12 protein-coding genes are annotated in these 14205 nt (G+C 62.9%); 10 read left to right on the forward strand and 2 right to left on the reverse strand.

Translation table 11 applies throughout. From position 1 onward, the window contains the following. Positions 1-16 precede the first annotated feature (16 nt). The 3 genes from PFEN_RS17215 to PFEN_RS17225 are packed head-to-tail and all read left to right on the forward strand — an operon-like array spanning position 17 to position 3320. The gene (locus PFEN_RS17215; protein WP_191488025.1) at positions 17-1576 is read left to right on the forward strand and encodes a flavin-containing monooxygenase; all 1560 of its coding nucleotides are present in this window, start codon (positions 17-19) and stop codon (positions 1574-1576) included. After that, entirely contained in the window at positions 1573-2478 is a 906-nt protein-coding gene (locus PFEN_RS17220; protein ID WP_191488026.1) for an SDR family NAD(P)-dependent oxidoreductase, read from the forward strand. The genes PFEN_RS17215 and PFEN_RS17220 overlap by 4 nt, the downstream gene beginning before the upstream one ends. Positions 2479-2492: 14 nt before the next feature. Then, positions 2493-3320, forward strand: coding sequence for a metal-dependent hydrolase (locus PFEN_RS17225; RefSeq protein ID WP_191488027.1), 828 nt, complete (start codon positions 2493-2495; stop codon positions 3318-3320). A 6-nt stretch (positions 3321-3326) separates the two neighbouring features. On the opposite strand, the gene PFEN_RS17230 is transcribed toward PFEN_RS17225, so the two are convergent. Both PFEN_RS17230 and PFEN_RS17235 read right to left on the reverse strand, forming a co-directional pair. After that, the gene (locus PFEN_RS17230; protein ID WP_191488028.1) at positions 3327-4472 is read right to left on the reverse strand and encodes an HlyD family secretion protein; all 1146 of its coding nucleotides are present in this window, start codon (positions 4470-4472) and stop codon (positions 3327-3329) included. Next, a complete protein-coding gene (locus tag PFEN_RS17235; RefSeq protein ID WP_191488029.1) occupies positions 4469-6130 on the reverse strand; it encodes an MFS transporter in 1662 nt (553 codons plus the stop codon). The genes PFEN_RS17230 and PFEN_RS17235 overlap by 4 nt, the downstream gene beginning before the upstream one ends. A 395-nt stretch (positions 6131-6525) precedes the next feature. Between PFEN_RS17235 and arnC the strand changes: the two genes are divergently transcribed. From arnC to PFEN_RS17270, 7 genes are read left to right on the forward strand one after another with little or no spacing between them, the layout of a single operon-like run. Then, positions 6526-7539 carry an undecaprenyl-phosphate 4-deoxy-4-formamido-L-arabinose transferase gene (gene arnC / locus PFEN_RS17240; protein ID WP_191488030.1) on the forward strand — a complete coding sequence of 338 codons (1014 nt, stop codon included), beginning with the start codon at positions 6526-6528 and terminating at the stop codon, positions 7537-7539. Continuing rightward, positions 7536-9527, forward strand: coding sequence for a bifunctional UDP-4-amino-4-deoxy-L-arabinose formyltransferase/UDP-glucuronic acid oxidase ArnA (arnA, locus tag PFEN_RS17245; RefSeq protein ID WP_191488031.1), 1992 nt, complete (start codon positions 7536-7538; stop codon positions 9525-9527). Before arnC ends, arnA begins: the two co-directional genes overlap by 4 nt. Continuing rightward, positions 9527-10411, forward strand: coding sequence for a 4-deoxy-4-formamido-L-arabinose-phosphoundecaprenol deformylase (gene arnD, locus PFEN_RS17250; protein ID WP_191488032.1), 885 nt, complete (start codon positions 9527-9529; stop codon positions 10409-10411). Before arnA ends, arnD begins: the two co-directional genes overlap by 1 nt. Next, positions 10408-12057, forward strand: a complete 1650-nt coding sequence (gene arnT / locus PFEN_RS17255; protein WP_191488033.1) for a lipid IV(A) 4-amino-4-deoxy-L-arabinosyltransferase — start codon at positions 10408-10410, stop codon at positions 12055-12057. Before arnD ends, arnT begins: the two co-directional genes overlap by 4 nt. Next, a complete protein-coding gene (gene arnE, locus PFEN_RS17260) occupies positions 12054-12398 on the forward strand; it encodes a 4-amino-4-deoxy-L-arabinose-phosphoundecaprenol flippase subunit ArnE (protein WP_191488034.1) in 345 nt (114 codons plus the stop codon). Before arnT ends, arnE begins: the two co-directional genes overlap by 4 nt. Continuing rightward, the gene (gene arnF / locus PFEN_RS17265; protein WP_191488035.1) at positions 12395-12802 is read left to right on the forward strand and encodes a 4-amino-4-deoxy-L-arabinose-phosphoundecaprenol flippase subunit ArnF; all 408 of its coding nucleotides are present in this window, start codon (positions 12395-12397) and stop codon (positions 12800-12802) included. The genes arnE and arnF overlap by 4 nt, the downstream gene beginning before the upstream one ends. After that, a complete protein-coding gene (locus PFEN_RS17270; RefSeq protein WP_191488036.1) occupies positions 12799-14160 on the forward strand; it encodes a UDP-glucose dehydrogenase family protein in 1362 nt (453 codons plus the stop codon). Before arnF ends, PFEN_RS17270 begins: the two co-directional genes overlap by 4 nt. Positions 14161-14205: the final 45 nt, after the last annotated feature.

The following is a 14205-nucleotide window of genomic DNA, read 5'->3' on the forward strand; positions in this document are numbered from 1 at the left end:
CCCCGAGGTACACGGCATGAATGCGTACTCGTCACCCGCGCCGGACGGCGAAGCCGTTGAGATTGCGATCATCGGCGCTGGCTTTGCCGGACTGTGCATGGCCATCCGATTGAAGCAGGCCGGCTTCAACGACTTCTTTGTCGCCGAGCAAGCCGACGCCCTGGGCGGCACCTGGCGCGACAACCACTATCCGGGCTGCGCTTGCGATGTGCAGTCGCATGTCTACTCCTTCTCTTTCGCGCCCAATGCGCACTGGAGCCGGCAATTTGCACCCCAGGCGGAAATTCGCGCCTACCTTGAGCGTTGCGCGGCGGACTTTGCGATCACCGCGCACCTGCGCTTCGGCATGGGCCTGAGCCGCGCGGTGTTCGACGAAAGCCACCAGCGCTGGGCCCTGGACTTTACCGACGGGCGCCGGGTGTCGGCACGCGTACTGATTTGCGGCACGGGTGGACTCTCGCGTCCGGCATTGCCGGCGATTGCCGGGCTGGCCGACTTCCAGGGCAAGCGCTTCCATTCCCAGCACTGGGATCACCACTATGCACTGGAAGGCAAGCGGGTCGCGGTGATCGGTACCGGTGCCAGCGCGATCCAATTCGTGCCACGGATCGCCGCACGGGTGGCCCACCTGAGCCTGTTCCAACGTACGCCGCCGTGGATCCTGCCGAAACCCGACCGCCCATTGTCGGCCGCCGAACGCTGGTTGTTCCGGCACCTGCCCTTTACCCAACGCCTGGCCCGCTCGACCATTTACTGGGCACTGGAAAGCCGGGTGATTGCCTTCTCCCGCTATCCGTGGTTGATGAAGCAGGTGCAGAAAGTCGCCTTGCGCCATCTGCACCGGCAAATCGCCGCGCCAGCGCTGCGCCGGACCCTGACGCCCGACTACACCATCGGTTGCAAGCGCATCCTGATCTCCAACGACTACTACCCGGCGCTGACGCACAGCCACGTACAGGTGGTCAGCCAGCCGGTAACGCGGATCGAGGCCGATGCCGTCGTCACCGCCGATGGTGTTCGCCACCCCGTGGATTGCCTGATCTTCGGCACCGGCTTCCAGGCCACCGAGCCCCTGCCCCGGGGCCTGATCACCGGACGCAACGGCCTCGACATCCTCGATGCCTGGAGCGATGGCGCCCACGCCTACCTGGGCACCTGCCTGCCGGGCTACCCGAACTTCTTCATGATCATCGGTCCGAACACCGGGCTGGGGCACAATTCGATGATCCTGATGATCGAGGCCCAGGTCGCCTACATCCTTCAGGCCCTGGAGCAGATGCGCAGCCAGCGGCTCGAAACCCTGGAGGTCAAGCCCGACGTCGAAAGTCGTTACAACGAGCAGATCCAGCGGCAGCTCCAGCGCGCGATCTGGTCAACCGGCGGCTGTCGCAGCTGGTACCTGGACCCGCGCACCGGCAAGAACACCACCCTCTGGCCCGGCTCGACCTGGCGTTTCCGACAGATCACGCGTCACTTCGAGCTCAACGACTATCGGGTCTCGGCTCAGCTATCGCCACGCCCGGAACCGGCCCCCACCAGCGTTCAAGCACAATCCTCGGGGAGCCCGCGCCCATGAACACATTCGACGGCAAGGTGGCGGCCATTACCGGTGCTGGCGCCGGCATGGGTCGCGCCCTGGCCATTGCCCTGGCCCGCGAAGGCTGCCATCTGGCCCTGGCGGACAACAACCCCCAAGGCCTGGCGCAAACCCTGGAGTTGGCCAGGGCCGCCGCGCTGCTGCCGCTGCGCATGACCACCCGGGTACTCGATGTGGCCGAGCGCCAGGCCCTGTTCGACTGGGCTGCCGCCACGGCCGCCGAGCATGGCGGCATCAACCTGGTCTTCAACAATGCCGGGGTGGCACTGTCGAGTACCGTCGAAGGCATGAACCAGGAAGACCTCGACTGGATCGTCGGGATCAACTTCTGGGGCGTGGTCCATGGCACCCAGGCCTTCCTGCCCTACCTCAGGCAGACCGGCAACGGGCACATCATCAATACCTCCAGCGTCTTCGGCCTGTTCGCCCAACCCGGGATGAGCGCCTACAACGCCAGCAAGTTCGCCGTGCGCGGCTTCACCGAGTCGTTGCGCCAGGAACTGGACCTGATGGGTATTGGCGTCTCGGCCACTTGCGTGCACCCCGGTGGCATCCGCACCGATATCGCCCGCTCCAGTCGTATCCGCGACAACGTCAAGGGCTTGCTGATCGATAACGAGGACCAGGCGCGGGCGGATTTCGAGAAGCTCTTCATTACCGATGCCGATCAGGCGGCCCGGGTGATCCTCCACGGCGTGCGCCGAAACCGCCGGCGGGTGCTGATCGGGCGCGATGCGCGGATCCTCGATCTGCTGGTGCGCCTGCTCCCCAGCGCCTATCAGACCCTGGTGGTGTTCGTCACGCGACGGATGTCGCCCTTGGGTAAACGCAAGAGCCGACCTGGCGTCCGTGATGCCAAGGACCCAGGCGGTGTCAATTGAAAGGAGTACCTGCCATGTTCCCTGTACGCCGTGATGTCCATGTCGACCTGCCCGCCGAGCGTGCCAAGGACTGGCATGCCCACGGGCCCTGGGTCACGCATTTCTTCAATGCCCTGTCCTTGCTCTTTCCCTCGGGCGAGCTGTTCTTCATGGACAGCGTGCGCCATTACCGTGGGCAGGTGCACGACCCCGAGCTCAGGCGTCAGATCCAGGGCTTCCTCGGCCAGGAAGCCATGCACAGCCGCGAGCATCTGCGCTACAACGACATGCTGCAAGGCGCCGGCCTGCCGGCGCACAAGCTGGATCGACGGTTGCGGATGATTCTCGACTTCCAGAAAAAGCATTTCCCGCCCGCCGTCAACCTGGGCATCACCATTGCCCTGGAACATTACACGGCGATGCTCGCCGACCTGCTGCTACGCGATCCGAGCCGCTTCGACGACTCGGTCGAAAGCTATCGGCAGATGTGGATGTGGCATGCGCTGGAAGAAACCGAGCACAAGTCGGTGGCCTTCGACGTATGGAATAGCGCGCTCAAGCCCGGCCCGAGGCGCTACCTGATCCGGATCGGCACCATGCTGAGCACCACGCTGATGTTCTGGCTGGTGGTGTTCGACTTCCATGTACGCCTGCTGATCGCCGACCGCAAGGCCGGTCATCACCTGAAAGGCTGGTGGAGCATGACCAGGTACCTGCTCGGTCGCCACGGCGTGTTTCCGCGCATCGCCCTGCCCTGGCTGGCTTACTTCAAACCCGGCTTCCATCCCTGGGACCATGACAACCGCGAGCATCTGCGGCGCATCGATACCCTGGTCGAGGCGCTGGACAGGCACCGTCCATGACCCCTCTCAGTCCGGCTCCACGGGCTGAACCTGGCTGGCGGTGTCGATACTCACCACCACCGACATCCCCGGGCGCAGCCGGTTGATCTCCTCCTGCCCCGGGTCCACGGTGATCCGCACCGGCACTCGCTGGGCGATCTTGACGAAGTTGCCAGTGGCATTGTCGGCCTGCAACAGGCTGAACTCCGAACCGGTCGCCGGGGCAATGCGCTGAACCCGGCCCGTGAACCGGCGATGGTTGAGGGCATCGATGGTGAAGGTTGCCGCCTGCCCTTCGCGTACCGACGCCATCTGGGTTTCCTTCATGTTGGCAATCACCCAGTGCCGATCCGGCACCAGGGCCATCAACTGCGCGCCGGAGTTCACATACGCCCCCAGCCGGACCCCGATCTGTCCCAGTTGGCCATCCCGGGGGGCGGTGATGCGGGTATTGGACAGGTCGATCCGCGCCAGCTCCACCGCCGCCTCGGCATTAGTCACGGCCGCCTCCAGTGAATCCCGGTTGACCAGCACCGTTTGCAGATCCTGGCGGGAGATATCCAGCGCCGCCCGGGCCTGAGCCACTGCCGCGCCCGTCTGGGCACGGTCGGCGCGGGTCACATCCAGTTCGCGCCGGGACACCGACCCATCGGCGATCAGCGCCTCGTTGCGCTTGAGGTCGGCGCTGCTCTTGAGCACCTGGGCCCGGCTGTTGTCGAGCGCGGCCTGGCGCTGCTCGATGGTCGCCTCGGCGCTGCGCCGTTGTTGCCGGTTGTTGGCCAGCGCGGCCTTCTGCACCGCGAGTTGGGCCAACGCCTGGTCCAGCCGCTGCTTATAGATACGGTCGTCGAGGCGCACCAGCAGGTCGCCGGCCTTGACGAACTGGAAGTCCTGCACCGGCACCTCGAACACATATCCACTGAGCTGCGGACCGATCAGCGTCACCTGCCCGCGGATCAGCGCATTCTCGGTGCTTTCGATCGCGCTGCCGAATGGCGGCAGTTGCCAGGCATACAGCACAATCAACACGCCAGTGATGGCAATCGCGGCAAACCCCAGCGAAGAGACGATCCGCACCCCCAGGGACCGCGGTTCGGTGGACGAGGCCCCTGTGGGGGTGAGCCCTTCGGGAGTGGCTGCAATGGCATTGGTGGTGGTCGCAGGTTCGCTCATCGTGACGGGGCACCGCTGGTCAAGGTGGAAGACGGGGCGTTACGGGCGCTCTTCTTGTTCATGCTGAGCAACCACAGGCTGCGGGTGAAGATCCACAGCATGGTCAACAGCGCAATCACCGCGATCAGCATGAATACGTCGTTATAGGCCAGGATATTGGCCTCGCGGGTAGCGGACGCGGCCAGTGCCTGCATGCCCTGGGTGGTGCGCAGCGCCGGATCGAAGATCACTCCCGCATAGGCTGCGCCAGTGCTTTGCAGGCGCGCGGCCACCTGCGGGTCGATCAGGCTCAGGTGTTCGACGATACTGCTGGAATGGAATTTTTCCCGCACCACCTGAAAGGTTCCCAGCAAGGCGGAACCGATCAGACCACCCAGGTTGTTGCAGATCCCGAACAACACCGAAAAACTCACCAGGTTGCGCGGGTTGGTCATCACGTTGCGGGTGCCCAGCGCCATGGTCGGGCCGAGGAAAAAGGTACCGCCGAAAGCCAGCAGGAACTGGCTGGCATACATGTTGGCCGGGCGTGTCAGGTTGCTGGAAAAACTGTCCATCGACGAACCGGCGGTCATTAGCGCCAAGGAGATGATCAGCGGTTTGAACAGATGCTCGGGGTGAATGGTCAGGGCGCTGACAACCAGCCCGGCGATGCTGCCCAGCAACATCACGACGTAGAGGCTGCGCATCTGCTCGCTGCCCATGTTCAAGGCCTGCAGAAACCCCACCGCGCCAGTAGACTGCTCCGACAGCACCATGCGGATCAGAATCACCGCCAGCCCCAGGCGGATCATCGCCCCGCTGCCCAGCCAGCGGGTCATCAGCATCGGGTTGCTGCGGTTGTGCTCAATGGCCAGTCCGGCGAGGATCAAGACGATGGAAGCCGCCGAAGCGATCCCGATCCAGGGCGCTTCCAGCCACCAGTCGATCCGTCCCAGGGACAGCACCGCGCACAGCAGCGCCACGCCACTGGCGAGGATGGCGAAGGTCAGGAAGTCGAGTTTCTCAAAAGTCTTGAAGCGGTCGCCCGGCGGCAGCTTGAGCAGGAACACACAGCCCAGGGCCGCCAGGGCCAGCCCCAGTTCGAACAGATACAGCCCCCGCCACTCGGCGATCTGCAACAGATCTTCGGAAAACAGCCGCGCCAGGGGCAATGCCAGTTGGGAGGTGCCCAACCCCAGCACCAGGGCCTTGAGCCGCCACTTCGCCGGGAAGGCCTGGATCATGTAATACAAGCCCAGGGAATTGAGGGCCGCCCCGACCATCCCGTGGGCCGCCCGTACGGCAATTGCCGAACTCAGGTCGTTGACGAACAGATGACCGAAGGTCACCAGCGCATAGAGCACCAGGAACACCTCGGTGAAGGCCCGCAGGCCGAACTGCTGGCGAAACTTCACCAGCAGCAGGTTCATCGAGACGTTGGTCATGACATAGGCCGCCGGCAGCCAGGCCATCTCCGCCGTGGTCGCGCCCAGGGCGCCTTGCAGGTACGGCAGGTTGGCGATCACCAGCGAGTTGCCCAACCCACCGGTCAGGGCCACCAGCAGACCGACCATGGCATAGGCCCAGCGCCTGGGCGTGGAATGCACCGGCGTCGACGGCGATCCGGGCAGGCTGGGGCGCTCGTGGGGCAGCCAGTCGCGCGGCGCGTAGTGATTCATCCGGGGCTCAGCTCCAAACACTGCAATGCGAGTCTCTTCAGCTGTTTCACAGATTACCTGAATCGAGGCTGTCCATTGATCAAAAACAACAGGACATTCATCTCTTATTCATAGGCTTTTCACATTTGGGCGTTTACCGTAGAATCCAGCCCGCGCTCCGCACCAGGGAACTGATAAAAATCATGAACATAACGCTGTTATGCAGCTTTGACATTTGTTTTTTTTAGGCTTTAATCGCGGCATGTCTTTTATTACCCCTGTATCATCCCACGGTCTTGCCTCTATGCTTGCCCGCATAAAAGGCATCGTTCATTGTGCCTGAGCGTTGAGTCCGGCATGCTATCGGCTGGCTTGAAGCATCGCCGCACCATTGAAACCTTTCTGGAAAGAAGCCTTTGAAACCTTATCCAATCCAGCGCGTGTCGATCGTTATCCCGGTCTATAACGAAGAGCAGAGCCTGCCCGAACTGTTGCGCCGTACCGAGGCCGCCTGTTCGCAGCTGACCCAGGATGTCGAAATCATCCTGGTCGACGACGGTAGCCGCGATCGCTCCGCCGATCTTCTTCAGGAAGCCGCCGAGCGTGACGGCAGCCCGGTCATCGCGGTGATCCTGAACCGCAACTACGGTCAGCACGCCGCGATCATGGCCGGCTTCGAGCAATCCACCGGCGATCTGGTCATCACCCTGGACGCCGACCTGCAGAACCCGCCGGAAGAGATTCCACGCCTGGTGGAACAGGCCGCGCTGGGCTACGACGTGGTCGGTACCGTGCGCAATAATCGCCAGGACTCGGCCTTGCGCCGCTGGCCATCGCGCCTGATCAACATGGCCGTGCAACGCTCCACCGGCGTCGCCATGAGCGACTACGGCTGCATGTTGCGCGCCTATCGCCGGACCATCGTCGATGCGATGCTGGCCTGCCGCGAGCGCAGCACCTTTATCCCGATCCTGGCCAACAGCTTTGCCCGGCACACCACCGAAGTACTGGTGCAGCATGCCGAGCGTGAGCACGGTGACTCGAAATACAGCCCGATGCGCCTGATCAACCTGATGTTCGACCTGGTCACCTGCATGACCACCACGCCCCTGCGGCTGTTGAGCATCATCGGCTTCACCATGGCCGGCCTCGGCGCCTTGTTCGCCTTGCTGCTGGTGGTGCTGCGCCTGATCTTCGGCGCCGCCTGGGCCGGCGACGGCTCGTTCGTGCTGTTTGCTATCCTGTTCGTCTTCACCGGCGGCCAGTTCATCGGCATGGGGCTCCTGGGTGAATACCTGGGCCGCATGTATAGTGACGTACGCGCGCGTCCGCGCTTCTTCATCGAGAAAGTGCTGCGTAGCCAGCCCTCTCCTGCCAGCACTGCTGGTGATACCCCTTCTACTACTACCGCCAATCAGGTCGCACCATGAATCCGAAAGTTGTCGTCTTCGCCTATCACGATATTGGTTGCACCGGCATCGAGTCCCTGCTCGCCGCAGGTTATGACATTGCCGCAGTGTTCACCCATGCCGACGACCCGAAGGAGAACGCCTTCTACGGTTCCGTAGCCCAACTCTGCGCGCGCAAGGGTATTACGGTGCACGCACCGGAAGATGCCAACCACCCGCTGTGGATCGAGCGCATCGCCAAGCTGAACCCGGACTACATCTTCTCGTTCTACTACCGTAACCTGCTCAGCGAAGAGCTGCTGGCAACCGCCAAGAACGGCGCGTTCAACCTGCACGGCTCCCTGCTGCCACGCTACCGTGGTCGCGCACCGGCCAACTGGGTGCTGGTCAACGGCGAAAGCGAAACCGGCGTGACCCTGCACCGCATGGTCAAGCGTGCCGATGCCGGTGGCATCCTGGCGCAGAACCGCGTCGCCATCGAGCGTGCCGACACGGCCCTGACCCTGCACACCAAGCTGCGTGACAGCGCCGCCAGCCTGCTGGCTGAAGCCCTGCCGCAACTGGCCGCCGGCAAACTGAGCGAAACCGCCCAGGACGAGTCCAAGGCCACTTATTTCGGTCGCCGCACCGCGGCTGACGGCAAGCTGGTCTGGAAAAAGCCCGCCGAAGAACTGTTCAACCTGGTTCGCGCCGTGACCCAACCTTACCCGGGTGCTTTCTGCGCCGTGGGCGAGCACAAGCTGATCGTCTGGAGCGCCGAAGTCGTCAAGGGCAACGAAGGCCAGGCACCTGGTCGCGTGATCAGCGTCGATCCGCTGCGCATCGCCTGCGGTGAAGACTCCCTGGTGATCAACGCCGGCCAGCGCAACGACAACGGCCTGTTCCTCAGCGGTCCACAACTGGCCAACGAACTGGGCCTGGTGGACGGTTCCTTCCTGCGTGGCGCCGAGTCGGGCCGCAAGCCACGTCGTACCCGCGTACTGATCCTGGGCGTCAACGGTTTCATCGGTAACCACCTGTCCGAGCGCCTGCTGCGCGACGACAAGTACGAAGTCTATGGCCTGGACATCGGCTCCGACGCCATCGAGCGCCTGCGCAGCCATCCGAACTTCCACTTCGTCGAAGGCGATATCAGCATCCACTCCGAGTGGATCGAATATCACATCAAGAAGTGCGACGTGGTCCTGCCGCTGGTGGCCATCGCCACCCCGATCGAATACACCCGCAACCCGCTGCGCGTATTCGAACTGGACTTCGAAGAGAACCTGAAACTGGTTCGCTACTGCGTCAAGTACAACAAGCGCGTGATCTTCCCGTCGACTTCCGAAGTCTACGGCATGTGCCAGGACGAGAACTTCGACGAAGACACCTCGAACCTGATCGTCGGCCCGATCAACAAGCAGCGCTGGATCTACTCGGTTTCCAAGCAACTGCTGGACCGCGTGATCTGGGCTTACGGCGCCAAGGGCCTGAACTTCACCCTGTTCCGTCCGTTCAACTGGATGGGTCCACGCCTGGACCGTCTGGATTCGGCGCGTATCGGCAGCTCCCGCGCCATCACCCAGCTGATCCTGAACCTGGTGGAAGGCACGCCGATCCGTCTGTTCGACGGTGGCGAGCAGAAGCGTTGCTTCACCGACATCGCCGACGGCATCGAGGCCCTGGCCCGTATCGTCGACAACGAGAACGACTGCTGCAACGGCCAGGTCATCAACATCGGTAGCCCGAACAACGAAGCCAGTATCCGTCAGTTGGGCGAAGAACTGCTGCGTCAGTTCGAAGCTCACCCGCTGCGCGGCAACTTCCCTCCGTTCGCTGGTTTCCGCGACGTGGAGAGCAAGGCGTTCTACGGTACCGGCTACCAGGACGTGTCGCACCGCAAACCAAGCGTCGAAAACGCCAAGCGCCTGCTGAACTGGGAGCCGACCGTCGAGATGAGCGAAACCATCGGTAACACCCTGGACTTCTTCCTCAAGGAAGCCATGCTCGAAATCGCGGACAAGCGCTGATGCAGGCTGGACTTCGCATCGATGTGGACACCTATCGCGGCACCCGTGAAGGGGTACCGCGGTTGCTGGAACTGCTCGACGAGGCCCAGGTCAAGGCGACGTTCTTCTTCAGCGTCGGACCGGACAACATGGGGCGCCACTTGTGGCGCCTCATCAAACCCCAGTTCCTGCTGAAGATGTTGCGTTCCAAGGCTGCCAGCCTGTATGGCTGGGACATTCTGCTGGCCGGCACTGCCTGGCCAGGCAAGCCAATCGGTCGGGATCTGGGGCATCTGATGCGCCAGACCCTGGCCGCTGGCCATGAAGTCGGCCTGCACGCCTGGGATCACCACGGTTGGCAGGCCAACGCCGGACGCTGGAGCGAGGCCCAACTGGTCGAGCAGATCCGTCTTGGCGTCGATTGCCTGAGCGATATCACCGGCCAAGCCGTCGAATGTTCGGCCACCGCCGGTTGGCGCGCGGACGAGCGTGTCGTGCAAGCCAAGGAGCAATTCGGTTTTCGCTATAACAGTGACTGCCGCGGACACGGTCTGTTTCTGCCACGGTTGGCGGATGGCAGCCTGGGTACCCCGCAAATTCCCGTGGACCTGCCCACTTTCGACGAAGTCGTGGGTGCGGATCTGGCCGCGAAAGATTTCAATGCGTTCATTCTCGACCGGTTCAGTCCGGCGCGCCTGAACGTCTACACCATTCACGCAGAAGTAGAAGGGATTCTGATGGCAAACGAGTTCCGCCAGCTCTTGGCCCAGGCCAAGGCGCGCGACATCGAGTTCCAACCCCTGGTCAACCTGCTGCCCGCGCAATTGGACCGTTTGCCCGAAGGGCGACTGGTACGTGGCACCCTCAGTGGCCGTGAAGGCTGGCTGGGGGTACAGCAAGGATGACCAGACGCTGGGCTTTGCCACTGCTGTTTCTCGCTTTCCTGCTGTTTTATCTGCTGCCACTGGTCACCCATGGCATGTGGATTCCCGACGAAACCCGTTACGCACAGATCGGCCAGGAAATGCTCACGCGCGGCCAATGGGCTTCGCCGCATTTCATGGAGCTGCGTTACTTCGAAAAACCCATCGCCGGTTACTGGATGATCGCCATTGGTCAGGCGATCTTCGGCGAAAACTTTTTCGGCGTGCGCTTCGCCTCGGCCCTGAGCAGCGGGCTGAGCGTGCTGTTGGTCTATCTGATCGCCGGACGTCTGTGGAACGACGAACGCAAGCAGTTTGCCTGCGCCGCGCTGTACATGAGCTTTGGCCTGATCGCCGGGCAAGCCGGCTACGCCAACCTCGATCCGCAGTTCACCTTCTGGGTCAACCTGAGCTTCGTCGCCTTGTGGTTCGCCATCGACAGCAGCAGCCCACGCGCCCGCCTGTGGGCCTGGGCGGCCCTGGGCCTGGCCTGCGGCATGGGCTTCATGACCAAGGGTTTCCTCGCCCTGATGCTGCCAGTGCTGATCGCCCTGCCCTACATGATCTGGCAGAAACGTTTTCGCGAACTGGTCGGTTATGGCCTGGTGGCCGTGCTCGTGGCCACGCTGATCAGCCTGCCCTGGGTCCTCGCGGTTCACCTGCAGGAGCCGGACTACTGGCGTTTCTTCTTCTGGCACGAGCATATCCGTCGCTTTGCCGCCGAAGACGCGCAGCACACCCGCCCATGGTGGTTCTACCTGCCGATGATCGTGGTCTCCAGCCTGCCCTGGGCCCTGCTGCTGCCAATTACCCTCAAGGACGCCTGGAACACCCGCGGCCAGCGCATCACCGTGTTCCTGCTGCTTTGGCTGCTGTTGCCGCTGGCGTTCTTCAGTCTCAGTCGCGGCAAGCTGCCGACCTACATCATGCCGTGCCTGATGCCCCTGGCGTTGTTGATGGGGCATTCGCTGATGGACCGCATCAAGCTTGCGCAAGGCCAGGTTCCCCGTCTCAACGGCCTGCTCAACCTGGTGCTGGGCCTGGCGGCGCTGGCGGCGTTGGTGTATTTCCAGATCAAGCAGCCGTTCTACGATAACGAGCCGCTGCACCTGACCCTGCTCTGCGTGTTCCTCGGCAGCTGGATTCTGGTCAACGCCCTGTCCGTGTTCAAGCCGCTGGCCTTCTGGGCCACCCCGGCGCTGGGCATGGGCATGCTGGTACTGTTGCTGCCGGCGGCGATGCCGAACGTCATCGTCCACAACAAGATGCCGGACCAGTTCATCGCCCACCATGCCGAGGAACTGAGCCAGAGCCGGCATTTCCTGAGCAACGACCTGGGCGCCGCTTCCGCATTGGCCTGGCGCATGAAACGCAGCGACATCACCCTCTACAATACCCAGGGTGAACTGCAGTACGGCCTGGGCTATCCCGAGGCCGCGGGTCGCAGCCAGGACCTGAGCCAGATCCAGGCCTGGATGGACAACGCCCGCCGCGAAGGCCAGGTCGGCGTGGTGATGCGCGTCAAGGATCAGGACGAACTGCATGAGATCGACCTGCTGCCCAAGGATCATGTTCGCTATGAAGAAGGCAACATGGTCATCCTGATTTTCTCGAAGACCGCCCCATGACCCTGATGTTGTTGCTCAGCGCCTGCCTGTTGACCTGCCTGGGCCAGGTCGCCCAGAAGTTCGCCGTCGAAAGCTGGCGCGGCCCGTCCCTGGGCATGCTGCATAAACTGCGCTCGCCCTGGCTGTGGCTGGCGCTGGCCAGCCTCGGTTTCGGCCTGCTGGTCTGGCTGCTGGTCCTGCAACGGCTGGAAGTCGGGATTGCCTATCCGATGCTCAGCCTGAACTTTGTCCTGATCACCCTGGTGGCGCGCTACCTGTTCAAGGAGTCGATCGATACCCGCCATTGGTTGGGCGTGGCATTGATCATCGCCGGTGTGGTCCTTTTGGGGCGTCACGTATGAGCCAGGCTCGCGGTTTTACCCTGGCCACTGGCAGTGTCCTGCTGGTCAGCGGTGCCCAACTGGGCATGCGCTGGAGCATGACCCGCCTGCCGGAACCGGCGCAATGGCTGGACGCGCTGATGACCCAGGACGTATCGTTGCTGGCATTGGCCGTGGTGGCCGGGTCGATTCTCGCCTACGCCCTGTCCATGCTGTGCTGGCTGGCCGCCTTGCGCGACCTGCCCCTGGGTCGGGCCTACTCGTTGCTCAGCGTGAGTTACGCGCTGGTCTACCTGTTGGCCGCCGGGCTGCCGTTTTTCAATGAAAGCTTCAGTCTTTCAAAATCGCTGGGAGTGGCCCTGGTCATTCTCGGTGTGTTAACGATCAACTCTCCACGTATACCCCGTCCTAGGGACTCCGTATGAAAATCAGCGTAATTGGTAGCGGTTATGTCGGTCTGGTGCAGGCGACTGTGCTGGCCGAAGTCGGTCATGATGTCGTCTGCATGGACGTCGACCAGAACAAGATCGACTTGCTGCGCAAAGGCCACATCCCCATCTTCGAACCAGGGCTGGAGACCATGGTCAAGACCAACCTGGAAAGCGGTCGCCTGCATTTCACCAGCGACGAAAAGCTGGCGATCGAGCATGGCCAGGTGCTGTTTATCGCCGTCGGCACGCCGTCGGACGAAGACGGTTCGGCTGACCTCAAGTACGTCCTCTCGGTAGGCGACGCCGAGGTCCGCCACCGCGTCGAGCCGCTGATCCTGGTGGAAAAATCCACCGTTCCGGTCGGCACCGGCGACACCCTGCGCGCGCATATCCAGGCCGCCCTGGACAAAGTCGGCCGCAGCCTGGAATTCGATATCGTCTCCAACCCGGAATTCCTCAAGGAAGGTTCGGCGGTGGAAGACTGCCGTCGCCCGGACCGGATCGTCATCGGTTGCGAGCGCGAAGAAGTGCGCGAAGTCATGCGCGACCTCTATGCGCCGTTCAACCGCAACCATGATCGCATCATGTTCATGGACCTGCGCAGCGCCGAGCTGACCAAGTACGCCGCCAACTGCATGCTGGCGACCAAGATCAGCTTTATCAACCAGATCGCCGAATTGGCCGAACACCTGGGCGCGGACATCGAAGCCGTGCGCATGGGCATCGGCGCCGACCAGCGCATCGGTTACCACTTCATCTACCCGGGCTGCGGCTACGGCGGCTCGTGCTTCCCCAAGGACATGCGCGCCCTGATCCACAGCGCCCAGGCGGCCAACTGCTCGAGCGACCTGCTGCAAGCGGTCGAGGCGATCAACGAGCGCCAGAAGTACAAGCTGTTCGACCGTCTGACCGCGTTCTACAAGGGCGACCTGAAAGGCAAGACCTTCGCCCTCTGGGGCCTGGCCTTCAAACCCAACACCGACGACATGCGTGACGCACCGAGCCGCGTGCTGATGGAAGCCCTGTGGGCGGCCGGCGCACAGGTTCGCGCGTTCGACCCGGAAGCCATGCAGGAAACCCAGCGCATCTACCCGGATGAGCCAGGCCTGTCGCTGATGGGCACGCCGGAATCGGCACTGGTCGGCGCCGATGCGTTGATCATCTGCACCGAGTGGCAACAGTTCAAGGCGCCGGACTTCGATCTGATCAAGCAGCGTCTAAAGGCGCCGGTGATCTTCGACGGCCGTAACCTGTTCGACGCCAACCGCATGCAGCGCAAGGGTTTCACCTACTTTGCGATCGGTCGCGGCGCCTCGCTGGACCTGCCGGTGACCCGCTACGGCCAGGAGTGACATCCTGATTGAGAATACCCTGGTTGAGCCTGAGCGGTGGGAGCG

The organism is Pseudomonas sp. FEN (assembly GCF_904067045.1).
Lineage (GTDB): Bacteria > Pseudomonadota > Gammaproteobacteria > Pseudomonadales > Pseudomonadaceae > Aquipseudomonas.